The organism is Streptomyces sp. WELS2, assembly GCF_013870595.1.
Classification (GTDB): Bacteria; Actinomycetota; Actinomycetes; order Streptomycetales; family Streptomycetaceae; genus Streptomyces.
On sequence record NZ_JACBWZ010000065.1, the window covers coordinates 1 to 16,343 of the forward strand.

Below are 16,343 nucleotides of genomic sequence, written 5' to 3' on the forward strand. Positions count from 1 at the left end.
CTCGACCCCCGCCTGCTGCCCCGGGTCGCCGGTCCCGTCCTCGGCGGCTCCGCCGACCTGGTCCTGGGCCGTCGCCGGCCGACGGCCCTCGGAGCCTGGCCGCCGCACGCCCGGTTGGCGAACCTGGAACTGGCCCGTCTGGTCCGCCGCCGTACCGGCCTGCCCCTGCGCGACCTGGGTCCCATGCGTGCGGCGCGGCGCGAGGCGCTGCTGGCCCTCGGGCTGACCGACCGGCGTTCCGGCTACCCGCTGCAGATGGTGGTCCGCGCCGCCGACGCCGGCTGGCGCGTGCACGAGACCGATGTGCCGTACCACCCGCGCACGGGCCGTTCGAAGGTCACCGGCACCTGGCTGGGCACGTGGCGGGCGGTACGGGACATGCGTGCCGTCCTCGCCGGGCCCCGCGCCACCGGCTCGACCGCCGCGGCTTCGGGAGCCGCCCGATGACCGCGGCGCCCACGGGGCCCACCACACTGCTGGTGATCGCCAAGGAACCCGTGCCCGGGCGGGTCAAGACCCGGCTCACCCCGCCGTACACCCCGCAGGAGGCCGCCGCGCTGGCCGAAGCCTCTCTCACCGACACGCTCCGCACGGTGCTCCGCTCCCCTGCCCGGCGCAGGCTCCTGGTCCTGGACGGCGATCCCGGACCCTGGCTGCCGCCCGGCTTCGAGGTGGTGCCCCAGGTCCCCGGAGAACTGGACGAGCGGATCGCCGGCGCCTTCGCGCACTGCGACCGCGGCCCCGCGCTGCTGGTCGGCATGGACACCCCGCAGCTGACGGCCGAACTGCTGTCCACCGTCGGACAAGAGGGCCACGACGCCTGGTTCGGCCCGGCCGCCGACGGCGGCTTCTGGGCCCTGGGCCTCGCCGATCCCACACACGCCGGAGCCCTCGTGCGAGGAGTGCCGATGTCCACCGACCGTACCGGGGCCGCCCAGCAACACCGGCTCGAGGAGGCAGGGCTGACGGTCCGCCACCTGCCTTCTCTGCGGGACGTCGACACGGCCGCCGACGCTGCCGCGGTCGCCGGCCTGTGCCCCTCCGGCGCCCGCTTCCCCGCGGTGCTGGCGTCACTCGCCGAGGCAGTCCGGTGAACACCACAGCGACCGGTCCGGGATCCCCTGTCGCCGAGCGGGCCCGGCCAGCGGCCGCCCGAACACACCAGCGGACCGTCCCCGTTCCGCCCGCCCGATCCGCGTCCGCGGCGCCCGGCACACCCTGGACCACCGACCCCTACGCCCGGGCCCTGCGCACCGGCCGCGGTCCGCTGTACCTGCGCCGCCTGGCACCACACCCACTCGGCCCGGCGGAACTGCTCCCGCTGGACGTCGAGCGCTGGTGCGCAGCACCCGACGCCGCGGACACCGGCGTACTGCGCCGCTGCACCGGCCCCGTCCTGGACGTCGGCTGCGGACCGGGCCGTCTGGTGGCCGCCCTGGCCGCCCGCGGGGTACCGGCCCTCGGCGTGGACGTCAGTCCGGACGCCGTCGCCCGTACCCGGCGCCACGGAGGAACGGCCCTGCGGCGCTCCGTCTTCGACCGCCTGCCGAGCGAGGGCCGCTGGCAGACCGTCCTGCTGATGGACGGCAACGTGGGGATCGGCGGCGAGCCGGCCGTCCTGTTCGCCCGGCTCCGGGACCTGGTCCGCCCCGGTGGCCGTCTGCTGGCCGAGGCGGCCGGCAACGACGCGGACGAACGCCTCACCGTCCGTGTCGAGGACGCCCACGGACACCACGGACGTCCCTTTCCCTGGGCCCGCGTCGGTACGACCGCCCTGCTGCGCACGGCCGAAACCACCGGCTGGGTGCTCACCGGCCGCTGGACGGGCAACGGCCGTCCCTTCGTGGAACTCCGCCGCCCGGACCGGGAGCGCGACGAGCTCTCCGCAGACGACGAGCATCCCGCAGCCCTTGGGGGGCCTGCCCGCCGATGACCGACAACACCGCTTCCCACCGGCCGGCCCCGGCTCCCGCCGAGCCACCGCCCCCACACCGCCCCGCCCCTCCGGTGAAGGCGCGAAGGACCTGGCCGGCCGTCATGGCGACGGTGGTCCTGCTCGCCGCGCTCACCGCCGTGGTCGTCGGCACCCTCCACGCCGGCGACAACGCGAGCGCTCCCGGCCGCCTGCTGGCCGGATACGCCCTCGCCTGGGCACTGTTCGCCGCCGCCGTGTGGACCGTGCGAAGGCTTGCGGCACGCGCCGCGACCGTCCTGGTCCTGCTCGGCGCGGCCGCGGTCCTGTCGGCCGGGCTGGCCGCGCCGCCCCGCACCAGCAACGACATGTACCGCTACGCCTGGGACGGCCGCGTCCAAGCGGCGGGCATCTCCCCCTACGCCCATCCGCCCGCCGCCCCGGAACTGGCCCGGCTGCGTGACAACTGGCTGTTCCCCACGAAAGGATCCTGCGAGGCATGGGGAGTGACCCGTACCGGCGGTGGACTGTGCGTCCGCATCAACCGGCCCACCGTCCCGACCATCTACCCTCCCGTCGCCGAGGGCTGGTACCTGGCCGTCCACGCCGTTTCCCCTCCGGGCAGCCGCCACAAACCGCTGCAAGCGGGCGGCGCGGTCCTGGCCTTCGGCACGACCCTGGCCCTGCTGGCGGTGCTGCGCCGACGCGGTGACCCGAGGCAGGCCCCGGCCCGGGCGGCACTGTGGGCCTGGTGCCCGGCCGTCACCTTCGAAGCCGTCAACAACGCGCACATCGACACGCTCGGTGTGCTGCTCACCGTCCTCGCGCTCGGTACCGCCACGGCCGGAACCCGTCGCGGCGCGCTGCTCGGCGCCGCGATCGCCGTGAAGATCCTTCCCGTCCTCGCACTGCCCGGGGCCCTGTCAGGACAACGCCGTCCGGCGCGTGCGCTGCGCGTCGCGGCGTCCGCCATCTCGGCGGCCGCGCTCGCCTACCTGCCCTACGTACTCGCCTCCGGCACGGACGTCCTCGGATACCTGCCGGGCTACCTGCGCGAGGAAGGCTACGAACCGGGCCGTGTACGCCGCTTCGCCCTGCTGCGCCTCCTGCTGCCGGACGCCGCGGCCGGCGTGACCGCGGCCGCACTGCTGGCCTTGACCGCCCTGTACGTGTGGCGGCACGGAGACCCGGCCCGCCCCTGGCGCGGCGCCCTGCTGCTGACCGGCACCACGCTGCTCCTGTTCTCGCCCAGCTACCCCTGGTACTCCCTGCTCGTCATCGCCCTCGCGGCCCTGGACGGCCGTTGGGAGTGGCTTACCGTCACCCTCGCCGGTACCGTCCTCTACCTCGCCGGCCGGCTCCTGCCCGGCTTCTCCCTCCAGGCATGGGCCTACGGCGCCGCCGCTCTCACCGTCACGGCCGGAGCCTGCCTGCGCTCCGCCCGGCACCGCGGCTCCGCAGCGCACCAGTGATCGGCGGGTCGCCGGGGTGGCGGTTGATCTCGCCAGCCAGGACGTGGGCGCGGGCAGTGGTTCGAGGAGCGATCGCGGCGTCGCGGGAAGGTGTCCGTGCACCATTGGACAGATAGTCTCTACGTAGATAATCTACGAATAGATCATCTAGCCGAGGAGACCACTCATGTGGGAGTACGAGCACGGCATCGAGACCAGCGCCACCCCCGAGGCGATCTGGCGGCTCTGGGCCGACGTTGAGAACTGGGGCACCTGGAACGCCGGGATCGAGAAGATCGAGATGAACGGTCCGTTCGCGGCGGGCACGCAGATCACGATGACGCCGCCCGGGGACGACCCGGTACCGCTGCTCATCGCCGAGGCGGTCGAAGGCGAACTGTTCGTCGACGAGGCGCGCTTCGACGGCCTGCTGCTGCGCACCATCCACCGGATCGACCGGATCGACCAGGACCGGATCCGCGTGGTGTACCGGATGGAGATCACCGGCCCCGGCGCCGCCGAGGCCGGCCCGCAGATCGGCCCGGGCATCACCGCCGACTGGCCCGAGACAATGGCCTCGCTCGCTGAACTGGCGCTTCGCTGATGCCCCTCAGCCCCGGCGACAGCCCTGGATTCCTGCTGTGGCACGCCACCCTGCGCTGGCAGCGCGACATCGCCACAGCTCTGGCCCCGCTCGATCTCACCCACGTGCAGTTCGTACTGCTCTCCTGCACCTGGTGGCTCAACACCCAGGGCGAGCATCCCAACCAGCTGGCCCTCGCCCGCCAAGCCGGCACCGATGTCAAGATGACCTCCCAGGTACTGCGCACCCTGGAGCACAAAGGACTCATCGAGCGCGAAGTCGACCCGGCCGACACCCGCGCCAAACGACTGCGCGTCACCGACACCGGCGCCGACCTGGCCCCGCGCGCGATTGCCGCTGTCGAGCGCGCCGACGCACGGTTCTTCCAACCGGTGCCCCTCGACGACGCGGTAGCCTTGCTCGGCCGCCTGGCCCACCCCGAAACCTGAAACGCCCTCACCGACGACCGCAGGCCACCGAACCCGAACCCACGGGTCGGTGGCATCTGCAACAGGCCGGCCCCACCGCCCCGGAAGGAAACGGCCGCCCTCCTCCCATGCCTGCCATCCCCGCCATGGCCGTCGCACTGACCGCCTCCGAGCGCCACCAGCCCAAGAAGATGGCCTGTGGTCACAAGACGCCGCACCAGGCCCGGCAGCGGGCAGCCATCGTGCTTCTGCCGACCCGAGGCTGCCCCAACGCCTGGACAACCGCGCAGACGCGGACGCACGTGGACACGGTGCGCGCCTGGCAGGGCCGGTTCGCCACCGCCGGCGGCATGCCTGACCTGTCCGACCGCAGGCGCTCGATGCGGCAGTTCCATTGGTGACTGCCTGATCCTTTTCAAGGCTTTCGGCGTGCCGCCGGTACCAGTAGTGGTCTGTACCCTGCGCCGGGTCCTCCCAAGGCAGTGGCATATGACCTCGTTCGAGGCCACATGCCGTCAGGCAAGTACGGCCGGTGGCTGGTGTTCTTCCGGTCCTGACGTGCCGGCCCGGGTGTCAGCGATCGTCCCGGAGCAGCTTGTACCGCCATACCGCGTCGAGGTCGCACTCGATGGGGCGCCGGGCGGCGCCGGCGGAAGGCGGCGTGCGCCTTCCACACACCGCTCGTCGTCATGGCGGGCGACCCCCTACACGGCGACGACCCGGACCTGACGGACCGGATCGTCCAGCAGCTCTGCCATGCCGTCGGCGAGGGCGGGATCGCGGCTCCTGCCGTCGGCGACCGTGCGGCAGGCCCGCTGCCGCACCTCTGCGTCGGGGTCGGTCATCAGACCCGGCAACGTCTCCTGGATGACGGGGGAAAAGGACCGTGACCACATGTCGGAGGCGGAGGCTACCGCGCGCCGCACCCGTACGTCGGGATGGCTGTCGTAGGGCAGGAGGGCCGCGTCGGCGCGCGGGTCGGCGTGGTCGGCCAGGCCGACCAGCACCTCGGTGAGCACGGCGGCGTCAGTCTCCCGGCCCGACCAGTCGACGAAGAGCTCCAGGGCGGCCCCCGCGAACGGTTGCTCGTCGCTCTGGTCCGACAGAAGGGTCAGTCGCAACGCCTCTGCACCGAAAAGCCGGTGAGCTGGGTCTGGGTGGACACGCAGGGCCGCAGCGGCGTCCCAGGTGTCCTGATCGCGGCGGTTCGCCAGAAGCAGGGTGGAAGTCGACCGTACGCCGTGCTGCTGGTCGGGGCGGGTCAGTGCGCGATCCATCAGCTCCTCCGCGCCCAGGCGCTTGGCCAGCCGCCGGTGCTGGCGGTGCAGGCCCCCGTCGTCCAGCAGACACCCCCGGCCCCCGCCAACGCCTGACCGAGGAATTCGGTCCGGGACGGTCACCGGGTTCCTCGGCCCGGACGGCGCCGACAGGAGAATCCTCCCTCGGCGGCCGCGGAGGTGCTGGGAAAAGCGAGCCTGGCGAGTGCGGCGCGCCGCCGGGTCGGAGGTTCTCCCTGGGTATGCGAGAGCGGCTTGGGATCCCGACCGCGCTGCTCGGCGACCCTCCGGTGCCGATGTTCGACGAGCCGGTCAACGGTCTGGCCCCGGAGGGCGTGCGATGAGTGCGCTACCTGTTCCGGAACCTGGCCACCGAGGTGCGCACTGTGCCGGCCTCCAGCCATCTGATGAGCGAGAGGGAGAACACCGCCGAACGCCTCGTGGTGATCGGCCGTGGCCGGCTGCTCGCGGAGGAGAGTGCCGCCGAGTTCGCCACGCGCGGCGCCCGTACCCGTACGCATGCCACCGTTCGCACCCCGGACGTCGCCCGGATCGCCGCCGTGCTGACCGCGGAGGACGCGGAGGCGCTCGCGGTGACCGGGACGAGCCCCGACCGGATCGGCGAACTCGCCTCCTAACTCACGGTGGCGATGCCGCGCAGACCTACGCTGCGCAGTCCCTGCCCATGGCAGGAACTGACGCTCGTGGTGGGCACCGCCCGGCCGGTGATGCGCTGACCGGCCATCGGGCCGGAGGCGATCCGGCCGCTGAGGAACGAGTCGAGGGGCGAGTAGCCGCCTACACCGGCCGCGGCGGGGGACACGGCCGATCGTCCCACGACCCGTCCGGTGCGCCCCGGCCCGGAGTACCAGGTGACGGTGGCCGAGCCTCGAACGCCGATCACTCGTGCGCAGGTGGCCCGGCCGCTGCCGTGCACGGTCAGCGTGCCCGAGCGGATGTTCTTGCGGCGGCCGTTCGGGGAGGTGCACTCGTTCATGTTGACGGTGCCGCGCGCCGTCACGGTGCGTGGGCCGGCGGAAACCGCGGGGGAGAAAGTGACGGGCACGGCGGTACGCATGGAGCAGCGCAGGGTGGCCGATGCGCGGTTCGAAAACGCGGTGCCCGGGGCCGCGGTGGCCGCCGGACCGGTGAGGCTGACCGTCAGCACGGTGACCATTGCCGCCATCAGGGCGCGGACCGGACGGCGTTCGCTTCGGGTTCCACGAGTCATCGGTGTACTCCTTCAAGGCGTCGTACGGGGCGGTTACGACGGTTGAGTCCGTCTGCGACCCCCGCGTCGGAAGCTAGTGACTTTGCGGCGTTTACACCATGTTGTGGACGCATTCGTCACTTGTTCGGCCCACGAATCGTTGGGAGTCGGCAGAGCCGTGCGAATCCGTCGGCGCCGTCCGCCGCCCTGAGAAGAGGCCGCATGCCACAGCGAACCCAGTCGTCAGTCGGCGTCCCGTCCCCCCGTGCCCGCGCGCCGTGGTCCGAGGTTCTCGTCCGGCAGGCCGTCGCCCGGCCCTGGCCGGTGCTGTGGGCAACGGCCCTGATCGGGGTGCTGTGCGTGCTGGCCTGCGTCAGCGGCACCACCTCCTTCTCCAGCGGCGGTTACATCGCCCCCGGAACCGAAGCCACCCGCGCCGAGTCCGAGCTGGTGCGCCGTTTCGACGCGCCTGTCCCTGACGTCGTCCTGCTGGTGCGCTTCCCGGGGCGGGCCACCGGTCCACAAGCCACCGCGCTCGGGCGGGCGATGACGCGTGACGCGGCGAGCCGTCCCGGTGTGCGAGAGGCGCTGTCGTACTGGACGACGGGGCAAGAGCGGTGGCTGTCCGACGACCGCCGCTCCGCGCTGATCACCCTGGACTTGCGCGGAGACGAGAACGAGGCCGCGCGCACCGCCGCCACGCTCGTCCCGCACCTCACCCGGCACCGGCCGGGGGCCCAGGTCAGCGCTACCGGGACGGCCTGGGTCATGGCCCAGGCCACCCAGCTCAGTCGGACGGAGTTGATCCGTGCCGAGCTGGTCGGCGCTCCCCTGACGGGCTTGGTGCTGCTGCTCGCCTTCGGCTCGGTGACCGCCGCGCTGCTGCCCGTGCTGGTCGGTGCGCTGGCCGTGGCCGGAACCTTCGCCGTGCTGCGGTTCGTCATGCTGTTCATGCCGGTATCGGTGTTCGCGGCCAACGTGACCACGGCGCTCGGTTTCGGACTGGCCGTGGACTACGCCCTCTTCGTGGTCACCCGGTACCGCGAGGAACGACGGATGTGCGCCGACCCGGCCGAATGCGTTGTCGTGGCCCTGCGCACAGTGGGGCGCTGCGTGCGCTACTCGGCGGCGACCGTGGTGCTGTGCCTGAGCACGCTGCTGCTGTTCCCCGTCGGGTTCCTGCGTTCACTCAGCGTCGCCGGGATGAGTGTGGCGGTGTGCGCCGCACTGGTCACCGTCCTGGTGCTGCCTGCCTCGCTCGCGCTGCTGGGAGACCGCCTCGTGGCCGGCGACCTGTTCGTCCGGCTGCGGCGCGGCCCGGAGGGCGGTGCCGTGCTCTGGGCACGGATCGCCCGGATCGCGACCGCGCGGCCCCTGGCTGCCGTTCTCGGCGCGGTGACTCTTCTGAGCGTTCTGGGGCTGCCGTTCGCACACGTGCGGTTCGGTGCCACCGATGAGCGGGTGCTGCCCGCCGCCGTCGAGTCGCACGCCACCGCCCGGCGCATCGAGGCGGAGTTCGACATGCCCTGGAACCGCACGCTCGCCGTCGTCCTGCCCCATGTCGATGCGCTTGAGCAGGCGGACCGGCTCGACGCGTACGCGGCTCGGGTGTCCGCACTCGGTGGCGTGCGGGAGGTGGCCACCGGCACGGGTACCTACCGGAAGGGGCGCCAGGTCGAGCAGGCGGGGCCGGACTCGCTGCCCTTCGTCGCCGAGGGCGCCAGCTGGCTGGCTGTGCTGCCCGCGCGCGGGCCGGAGCACGACCGTGGGCTCGTCGAGCGGTTGAGGGCCCTGCCGGCGCCGGGCGGCGGGGCGAGCGTCGCCGGTCGGCCCGCCCGGGTCCTCGACACCCAGGACGCCGTGCTCGGCACGCTGCCTCTCGCGGGCTCCCTGATCGTCGCCGGTGTGCTGTTCCTGCTGTTCCTGTTCACCGGCTCGGTCCTCGTCCCGCTCAAGGCGGTGCTGACCGGTGTGGTGAGCCTGGGAGCCTCGTTCGGGGCCATGGTGTTCGTGTTCCAGGACGGCCATCTGCGACGCCTGCTGGGCGACTTCACCGTCACCGGAGAGCTGGAGACGTCGGTGCCGGTGCTCATGTTCGCGGTGGCCTTCGCGTTGTCGGTCGACTACGAGCTCTTCCTGGTGTCCCGGGTCGAGGAGGGCTACCGGCGTCATGGCGACCACCGCGCCGCCGTCCTCGGCGCGGTTACCTCCACCGGCCGGGTGATCACCGCCGCGGCGACCGTGGTCGCGGTCGCCCTGGTGCCGCTTGCGGGTTCCGGTATCACCCTGCTCAAGCTCATGGGCTGCGGCCTGGCGTTGGCGGTCCTGGTCGACGCGACGGTAGTGCGCGGTGTCCTGGTCCCGGCTCTGATGGTCCTCACCGGAGCGGCCAACTGGTGGGCGCCACCCGGGTTGACGCGCCTGCGACAGCGGCTGGGCCTGGACTCCTGGCACCGGCCAGCGGCCCCTGAGGCGTCGTTGCCGCCGCAGCCGTCCCCGCGTTCGTCCGCGCCCGAGGGGGCCGGCACCGCCGGGCGGGGGCCTTCCACTCCGCCGACCAGGTGATGTGCGCCCGTAGTTGTCCCTGCCGCGCGCTACCCAGGACCGAGACCGTCGTTTAAGGCAGCGTCCCGGCTCGGCGGCCTCGTAGGGCCCTCCCGCCTGGTCCAGCCCCCTCCCCGCACTCGATGCCGCGAAGCGAGGTACAACCGGTCATGGCCGAACCCGACCGCCGTATGGCGCACGATCCGCTGGCCGTCATCGGCCTGGGCTGCATGTTCCCAGGCTCGGACGACCTCCAGGGCTTCTGGCGCTCAGTAGTGGCGGGCCGAGACTGCATCGGCGAAGTGCCCTCCGCCTGGTGGGACGTCGAAGAACACTACGACCCGGACATCTTCGCCCCCGACAAGGTCTACGCGCGGCGCGGCGGCTTCCTCACCCCCCAGCGGTTCGATCCCCTCGCCTTCGGTATGCCGCCGCGCAGTGTGGACTCCGTGGGCCTGGTGCAACTGCTCGGCCTGCGGGTCGCCCAGGAGGCGATGCGCGACGCCGCCCAGGGACGTGCCCGGTGGCACGACCCGGCGCGCACCGGAGTCGTTCTCGGCGTGTGCGGCGTCAACTCCACCATCGTCCCGCTCGCCGCCCGGCTCTGGGCCGCCCATGTGCGGGAGATCGCACTGCGCTGCGGCTTGTCCCCGGGTGACATCGACACTCTCACCAGCACGTTCCTCGAGAGCCTGCCGCAGTGGACCGAGGACTCCTTCCCCGGCACCCTCGGCAACATCGTCTCCGGCCGCATCGCCAACCGCTTCGACCTGGGCGCGGTCAACCACACCGTGGACGCCGCATGCGCCAGTTCCCTGGCCGCCGTGCGCGCCGCCGCCGACGAACTCCTCTCCCGCCGCGCCGATATGATGATCACCGGCGGCGCCGACGCCGACAACAGCCTGCTGGCCTTCATGTGCTTCAGCAAGACTCCGGCGCTGTCCCCGAGCGGCCGAGTGCGCCCGTTCGACTCCGACAGCGACGGTACCCTGCTGGGCGAGGGCCTGGGCATGCTGGTCCTGAAGCGTCTCGCCGACGCCGAACGCGACGGCGACCGGATCTACGCCGTACTGCGAGGCCTCGGCAGCTCCAGCGACGGACGCGCGAGGAGCATTTACGCGCCCTGCGGTCAGGGCCAGTTGCGGGCCCTCCACGCCGCCTACGACGACGCCGGCTGCCCGCCGCACAGCGTCGGCCTCATCGAGGCCCACGGGACCGGCACCCCCATCGGGGACGGCGCCGAGATCGAGGCACTCGACACCCTCATGTCCTCCGGCGCCCGACCCGCCAGCGTCGCGGTCGGCAGCGTCAAGTCCCAGATCGGGCACACCAAGGCGGCGGCGGGCGCGGCCGGCCTCATCAAGGCGGTGCTCGCCCTGCACCACAAGGTGCTGCCGCCCACCATCGGGGTCACCGTCCCCGCTGCCGCCCTGAACCGAGCGGACACCCCGCTCTACCTCAGCACCCGCTCCCGGCCCTGGATCCGCGACCCCGGCCGGCCCGTCCGCCGTGCCGGCGTCTCCGCGTTCGGCTTCGGCGGCGTCAACTACCACGCCGTACTGGAAGAGCACCTCCCCCGCGGAGCCACGCAGCCTTCCCAAGCCGCCCACGAACTGCCGGTCGCTTACCTGTGGCACGCGCCCACCCCGCAGCTCCTGCTCGCCAACCTGACGTCCGGCGCACCGGCGGCCCGGGAACCCGCACCCGCCGGGCACGCTCGCGTCGGCTTCGTCTGCCCCGCGGCCAATCGCTACGGCGACCTGCTCGACGCGACGGTACGACAACTGCGCGCGGCTCCCGAGCAGGACGAGTGGGAGCACCCCGAGGGCATTCACTACCGGCGTCGCGCGCTGCCCGGGGACGCGCGCGTCGCCGCCCTGTTCGCCGGGCAGGGCAGCCAGTACGTCGGCATGGGTGCCGCCGCGGCCCTCGCGGTTCCTCCCGTGCGCCGCGCCTTCGACGATGCCAATGCCCTGTGCGCCGTCGGCGACACCCTGGCGGACGCCGTCTTCCCGCCGCCCACCGCCGAACGGGAACGCGCCGCCGAGAACCGCCTGCGCCGCCCCGACCACGCGCAACTGGCCGTGGGCGCCCTGTCCCTCGGACAATGGGACTTCCTGTGTGAGCTGGGTTTCACCCCGCACGCCGTCCTCGGCCACAGCTTCGGCGAGGTCACCGCCCTGCATGCCGCGGGCGTCCTGGACCGCGCCGGATTCCTTGCCGTCGCCCACGCACGCGGCACCGCCCTGGCCTCGATCACCGGCGGGGACACCGACACCGGTGCCATGGCCGCCATCCACGCTTCCCCGGAGCGCGTACGGGACCTGCTCGACGGCCACCAGGACCTGCGGATCGCCAACGCCAACGCACCCGACGAGCAGGTGGTGGCCGGTCCCACCCCCGCCGTCGAGGCGTTCCTGGACTCCTGCCGCGCCGCGGGCGTCGGGACGCTGCGCCTGCCGGTCGGCGCCGCCTTTCACACCCCTCTCGTCGCCCACGCCCGGGCGCCCTTCGCCCACGCCTGCGCCGCGATCCCGTTCGCCGCTCCCACCGTTCCCGTGCTCGCCGGCGCGGACGGGGCAGGGTACGGCAAGGACGACGACGCTCGCGCGACCCTGGTGGATCAGCTCACCGCGCCCGTCGACTTCGCGGCCCGTCTGCGCGAGCTGCACGACGACGGTGCCACGGTGTTCGTGGAGTTCGGACCCCGGCGCATCCTCGCCGGACTGGTCCGGCGCACCCTGGCCGGTCGGCCCGTGGAAGTCGTCTCCTGCGACGCCGCCGACCGTACCGGCGACTCGGCGGCCGCCCTCAAGTCCGCGGCCCTGCGCCTGGCCGTGCTCGGTCTGCCGCTGACCGGCATCAACCGTTACGACGCGCCGCCGCCCCCGGCCCCCGATCCCGCGTCCACGGTGGCCCGTACCCTGCACGGTCCCAACTTCGCCTTCCTCGCCTCCCGGGAGGCGAGCCACGCGGCCCTGCCACCCCGGACAGCCGCGGTCCCCGGGCCGGCCGCGCCTTCGGTTCCGCTCCCGTCGGCGCGGTCAGCCGTGCCCATCGAGCCGCCGCGGCAACCGATCGCGCCGGGACGCGGCACGCATGCCGCGCTCGCGGACGCGGCGGCCGCGCATCTCGACGCCCACGTGCGCTTCCTGGACGGACAGTTGGACACCGCGCAGGAGCTGACCCGGCTGCTGGACACCGCGACCCGCGGGGGCGGCGAAGCCACGCCCCTCATCGAAGCCGTACAGGCCCTGTCCCGGCACAGTCTGGCCGTGGGGGAGGCGCACATCCGCGCCGGTGAAGTGGTCACCGCCCTGCTCACCCCGGCCGTCGGCGCCCCGCTCCCACCGACCGCCGATGACACCATGGCCTCTGGTGCCCCACCTGCCGCAAGCGGCGTCGCCGCACCGGAGGATCTCGGTGCCGCCTCGGCACCCGATGAATCCACTGTTCCGGCCGCCCCGACCACATTCATCCCGGCGGGCCGCAATCTGGCCGACGGCGGCTCCGGCGACCGCTGGGCGGCCGTGCGCTCCCTGCGCGACGGCACCGTACCGGCGGACTCGGGCGCCGCCCGCGACGCTGCGGATCCGGACGAACTCAGCCCGGCCGAGGTCGAGCGGACCTTCCTGGAAATCATCGCCGAACGCACCGGCTACGACGCACACCAGCTCGCACCGGACCTCTACATCCAGGAAGACCTGGGCATCGACTCACTGAAACAGGTCGAGATCGCCTCCGCCATCTGGCAGCGGTACCCCGTTATCAGCCGGGAGCAGCTGTTCGAGTTCAGCTCGGCGCGCACGGTCGGTGAGATGAGCCAGAAGTTCCGGTCAGTCCTGGCCGGCAAGGGAGCCAGCGACATCACCTGGGGCATCATGCCGGAGGACGGCGGGCCGCCCCCGGCCGCGCGCACCTATGTCACCCTGCGCACCCTGCCCGCACCCGACACGTGCGACACCCTGTTCCCCGACGCCCCGCGTGCCCTGCTCGTCGACGACGGCAGTTCCCTGGCTGCGACGCTCGGCGACGCGCTGCGTGTGCGCGGATGGCGGGTGCACCGCCTCGGCCTGCCCGGCAGCACCTCACCGGACGCCGGGCACACCCTCACCGACTGGGGCGAAGCGGCCCTTGCCGCCGGGCTGCGTGCCGTCAGCGACCCGGACGGCCCTCCGCACCTGGTACTGCAACCTGTCGGCCGGGACACGGACACCACTGCGGACTCCCTCGTCACACGCCTCCAGCACAGCGTCCTCCTCGCCAAACACGTCTGCCCCGCTCTGAACGAAACCGCCGGCACCGGCCGTCGAGCCGCGTTCCTCACCGTCACCCGGCTCGACGGCGCCCTGGGACACCGAGGCTCGGGCGGAGACACCACCGCCGCCCTCGCCGGCGGCCTGGCCGGGCTGGTCAAGACGGTGGCGCTGGAAGCGCCCGCGCTGTTCTGCCGAGCTGTCGATCTCGACCCCGCGCTCAACGACGAGGAGGCCGCCACCGCCTTCTTCGTCGAACTCACCGACACCGCCACCGACGTAAAGGAGACAGGCCACGACCGGCTCGGACGCCGTACCACGGCCCTCGCCGCCGAACCGGACGTCAGTGCCCTGCCGCATGACCCCACCACCCCCGGTCTGACCGGGGACGACGTCCTGCTGGTGTCCGGCGGCGCCTCCGGCATCACCGCTTGGTGCGTGCGGGCCCTCGCCCGGGCCCACCGCTGCGGCTTCGTCCTCCTGGGCCGGACCGAGCCCCCGCCCGCAAGCGGCTCCCCCGGCGGCGCTCCAAGCGACCGGAACGCGGGCATCGCGGAACTGCTCACGGAGCTACGCGCCGACGGAATCACCGCCGACTACGTCAGTGCCGACCTTTTGGACGCCGATGCCGTCGGCCGGGCTCTGGCCCCGCATCTGCCCCGCGTCACCGGACTCGTCCACGCGGCCGGGGTCCTGGGCGACAAGCCGCTGCGCGACAAGACCCCGGAGGCCGTGGCCCGCGTCGTAGGCACCAAACTCACCGGCCTGCACCACCTCATGGGCGCGCTCGACCAGACCCGGCTGCGCCATCTGATGGTCTTCTCCTCGATCGCCGGCTATTGGGGCAACGTCCGCCAGTCCGACTACGCGCTGGCCAACGAATCCCTGGTCCGCTACGCCTGCGCCGTCAAGGCTGCCCGGCCCGCCACCCGGGTCACCACCCTGATCTGGGGTCCCTGGGAGGGAGGGATGGCCGCCCCCATGGCCGACCTGTTCCGCGGCCAGGGCGTTCCCGTCCTCACCCGCGAGGAGGGCTGCGGCCACCTGCTCGGCCTCACCCAGCGGGCTTCCGGCGTGGATGCCGTAACTGTCATCGGCCCCACCGTTGCCCCCGTCCGGCGCACCGACCGCCTGCCCGGCACCGTCCGTGCCACCCGTTCCCTGCGTGGCATGCGCCACGAACCCGTCCTGCGCGACCACAGCTTCGGCGGCTTCCCGCTGTTGCCCCTGACGGCCGCTGTCGGCTGGGGCCTGAACGTTCTGGAACGCTCCCTGGGCGGGCAGACCCGGGTCCGCGCCTGCCACGACTTCAGAGTGCGCCGTGGCCTCTACCTCGACGGCAGCCAGCCCGACCTGGCAACCGCCGTCGCCGTCCGGGGAGACGACGGCACCAGCGCCCGCCTCACCATCACAGCAGCCGACGGATCGCCGCACCCCTGCTATGAGGCCCACTACACCTGGGGCGTCGAGCCCCCAGCGGCGCCGGCCCGCCTCACCCTTCCCGCAGGCCACCTCGACGGTCCCCTTCACCGCGCCTACGAGGAAGGCTTCTTCTTCCACGGCCCCGCCCTCACCGGCCTGCGCGACGTCCTGTCCGACACCCCCGGACGACTCGTCCTCAGCGCCCGCATGCCCGACCCCGTGCTGGCCGCCGGTGCCTTCGCCACCCCGCTGTTCAGTCCCGGGCTGAGTGACCTGCTCCTGCAAGCCGCAGCACTGCTGGTGCGCTCCCACCACCACCGGGCCTGCCCCCCGATCAGCGTCCGTTCGGTCGAACTGTTCGCCCCGCTGCCCGACAACGCTCCCTTCCTCGTCGTCGCCGACCTCGAGAGCATCACCCCCGTGGGCGCCCACTGCACCGTGACAGCGTGCGCACCGGGCGGCGACATCCTCCAGCGCTGGAGCGGAGTGACACTCGTCAACCTCAACCCGGACGAGTTGCTGTCCCGTCTGCGAGAAGCCACGACACCATCGGCCCCGGCCGACGACGGCGCGGCGCCCCGGTCCTCACGCACACCCTGCAGGACCGCCTCGGAGAGCCGTGCCCCCGACCTGCCGGCATTGGCGAAGCCGCCGACGGCCTTCCCCCCAGCACCACCATCGCCGCACGCCAGGACTTCCAGAACGGGGGCATCGGCTTCCGCGCCCTCCGCGGACCCTGCCGCGGCGACGGTGCCCTCGTCCGCGGACCTGGCCGGCAACCCGACTGCGGCACCCTCCGCCCAGACGCTCGAGGGCCCCGGCCAACACCACACCATGGAAGGAGTCCCCAGTGTCTGAGCTCGCTTTCGACGGCACGCCGCTGCACACCCTGCTCGCCCAGGACCCCACCCCGGCGGCAGCCGCTCACACCGTGCGCGGCCCGGGTCCAGCGCCCTGTCACACCGCCGTCGGGCAGCCCCCGACGACGGTGCCGCACGGGTTCTCCCTCCTGCTGGCCGACCGGCTCCAACAGGCGCACGTCGCCGTGCTGACCGCCCATCACGCCATCGCCCGGCACCAAGTACGCCTGGCGGAAGAATCCGCCGGCACCGGACTCGACCGATGACCCCGCCGCAGAACCCAGCGGAAGTGCTCGCAGTCCTGAAGGCCCTGGACCGGCCCTGTTACGTCACCGGCCCGCCGCACGACATCCGGCTGACCCACGACCGGCCCACCCCGGCACGGCCCCTGCTCGCCTAC

At 73.0% G+C, this 16,343-nt stretch carries 13 protein-coding genes and 1 pseudogene; 12 read left to right on the top strand and 2 right to left on the bottom strand.

The features are described from left to right. The 7 genes and pseudogenes from H5J33_RS06725 to H5J33_RS06755 form a co-directional block, all read left to right on the top strand. Nucleotides 1-447, top strand: a pseudogene (locus tag H5J33_RS06725) (glycosyltransferase); the annotation flags it as partial. Beyond that, nucleotides 444-1,094, top strand: a complete 651-nt coding sequence (locus H5J33_RS38305) for a DUF2064 domain-containing protein (RefSeq protein ID WP_181793934.1) — start codon at nucleotides 444-446, stop codon at nucleotides 1,092-1,094. The pseudogene H5J33_RS06725 and the gene H5J33_RS38305, both read left to right, overlap by 4 nt. After that, entirely contained in the window at nucleotides 1,091-1,933 is an 843-nt protein-coding gene (locus H5J33_RS37245; protein WP_181793936.1) for a bifunctional 2-polyprenyl-6-hydroxyphenol methylase/3-demethylubiquinol 3-O-methyltransferase UbiG, read from the top strand. The genes H5J33_RS38305 and H5J33_RS37245 overlap by 4 nt, the downstream gene beginning before the upstream one ends. A gap of 104 nt (nucleotides 1,934-2,037) precedes the next feature. Further along, complete coding sequence (locus H5J33_RS06740; protein WP_258564923.1) at nucleotides 2,038-3,384, top strand: glycosyltransferase 87 family protein; 1,347 nt, start codon at nucleotides 2,038-2,040, stop codon at nucleotides 3,382-3,384. 166 nt (nucleotides 3,385-3,550) lie between these two features. Beyond that, a complete protein-coding gene (locus tag H5J33_RS06745; protein WP_181793940.1) occupies nucleotides 3,551-3,967 on the top strand; it encodes a polyketide cyclase in 417 nt (138 codons plus the stop codon). After that, nucleotides 3,967-4,395, top strand: a complete 429-nt coding sequence (locus H5J33_RS06750; protein WP_181793942.1) for a MarR family winged helix-turn-helix transcriptional regulator — start codon at nucleotides 3,967-3,969, stop codon at nucleotides 4,393-4,395. Before H5J33_RS06745 ends, H5J33_RS06750 begins: the two co-directional genes overlap by 1 nt. A 107-nt stretch (nucleotides 4,396-4,502) precedes the next feature. Then, complete coding sequence (locus H5J33_RS06755; protein WP_181793944.1) at nucleotides 4,503-4,775, top strand: hypothetical protein; 273 nt, start codon at nucleotides 4,503-4,505, stop codon at nucleotides 4,773-4,775. A 303-nt stretch (nucleotides 4,776-5,078) separates the two neighbouring features. Here the strand turns inward: H5J33_RS06755 and H5J33_RS06760 are convergent, their stop codons facing one another. Continuing rightward, nucleotides 5,079-5,495 carry a HEAT repeat domain-containing protein gene (locus tag H5J33_RS06760; RefSeq protein WP_181793945.1) on the bottom strand — a complete coding sequence of 139 codons (417 nt, stop codon included), beginning with the start codon at nucleotides 5,493-5,495 and terminating at the stop codon, nucleotides 5,079-5,081. Between the two features lie 21 nt (nucleotides 5,496-5,516). Between H5J33_RS06760 and H5J33_RS06765 the strand changes: the two genes are divergently transcribed. Further along, on the top strand, nucleotides 5,517-5,747 hold the full coding sequence (locus H5J33_RS06765; RefSeq protein ID WP_181793947.1) for a hypothetical protein: 231 nt from the start codon (nucleotides 5,517-5,519) through the stop codon (nucleotides 5,745-5,747). A gap of 248 nt (nucleotides 5,748-5,995) precedes the next feature. Next, complete coding sequence (locus tag H5J33_RS38625; RefSeq protein WP_181793949.1) at nucleotides 5,996-6,289, top strand: hypothetical protein; 294 nt, start codon at nucleotides 5,996-5,998, stop codon at nucleotides 6,287-6,289. Here H5J33_RS38625 and H5J33_RS06775 read toward each other — a convergent pair. Then, a complete protein-coding gene (locus tag H5J33_RS06775; protein WP_181793951.1) occupies nucleotides 6,286-6,882 on the bottom strand; it encodes a hypothetical protein in 597 nt (198 codons plus the stop codon). The two genes, H5J33_RS38625 and H5J33_RS06775, sit on opposite strands and share 4 nt — an antisense overlap. A gap of 201 nt (nucleotides 6,883-7,083) precedes the next feature. Here H5J33_RS06775 and H5J33_RS06780 point away from each other — a divergent pair, with 201 nt between their 5' ends. From H5J33_RS06780 to H5J33_RS06790, 3 genes are all read left to right on the top strand, one after another. Continuing rightward, entirely contained in the window at nucleotides 7,084-9,426 is a 2,343-nt protein-coding gene (locus H5J33_RS06780; protein WP_181793953.1) for an MMPL family transporter, read from the top strand. 149 nt (nucleotides 9,427-9,575) lie between these two features. Further along, complete coding sequence (locus H5J33_RS06785; protein WP_258564924.1) at nucleotides 9,576-15,941, top strand: type I polyketide synthase; 6,366 nt, start codon at nucleotides 9,576-9,578, stop codon at nucleotides 15,939-15,941. After that, complete coding sequence (locus H5J33_RS06790) at nucleotides 15,934-16,209, top strand: hypothetical protein (protein ID WP_181793956.1); 276 nt, start codon at nucleotides 15,934-15,936, stop codon at nucleotides 16,207-16,209. Before H5J33_RS06785 ends, H5J33_RS06790 begins: the two co-directional genes overlap by 8 nt. Nucleotides 16,210-16,343: the final 134 nt, after the last annotated feature.

Excerpts from the sequence above, each read along its gene's own strand:
- H5J33_RS38305 (WP_181793934.1), top strand. The coding sequence starts at position 444 with ATGACCGCGGCGCCCACGGGGCCCACCACACTGCTGGTGATCGCCAAG.
- H5J33_RS06740 (WP_258564923.1), top strand. The coding sequence starts at position 2,038 with ATGGCGACGGTGGTCCTGCTCGCCGCGCTCACCGCCGTGGTCGTCGGC.
- H5J33_RS06745 (WP_181793940.1), top strand. The coding sequence starts at position 3,551 with ATGTGGGAGTACGAGCACGGCATCGAGACCAGCGCCACCCCCGAGGCG.
- H5J33_RS06750 (WP_181793942.1), top strand. The coding sequence starts at position 3,967 with ATGCCCCTCAGCCCCGGCGACAGCCCTGGATTCCTGCTGTGGCACGCC.
- H5J33_RS06755 (WP_181793944.1), top strand. The coding sequence starts at position 4,503 with ATGCCTGCCATCCCCGCCATGGCCGTCGCACTGACCGCCTCCGAGCGC.
- H5J33_RS06775 (WP_181793951.1), bottom strand. The coding sequence starts at position 6,882 with ATGACTCGTGGAACCCGAAGCGAACGCCGTCCGGTCCGCGCCCTGATG.
- H5J33_RS06780 (WP_181793953.1), top strand. The coding sequence starts at position 7,084 with ATGCCACAGCGAACCCAGTCGTCAGTCGGCGTCCCGTCCCCCCGTGCC.
- H5J33_RS06785 (WP_258564924.1), top strand. The coding sequence starts at position 9,576 with ATGGCCGAACCCGACCGCCGTATGGCGCACGATCCGCTGGCCGTCATC.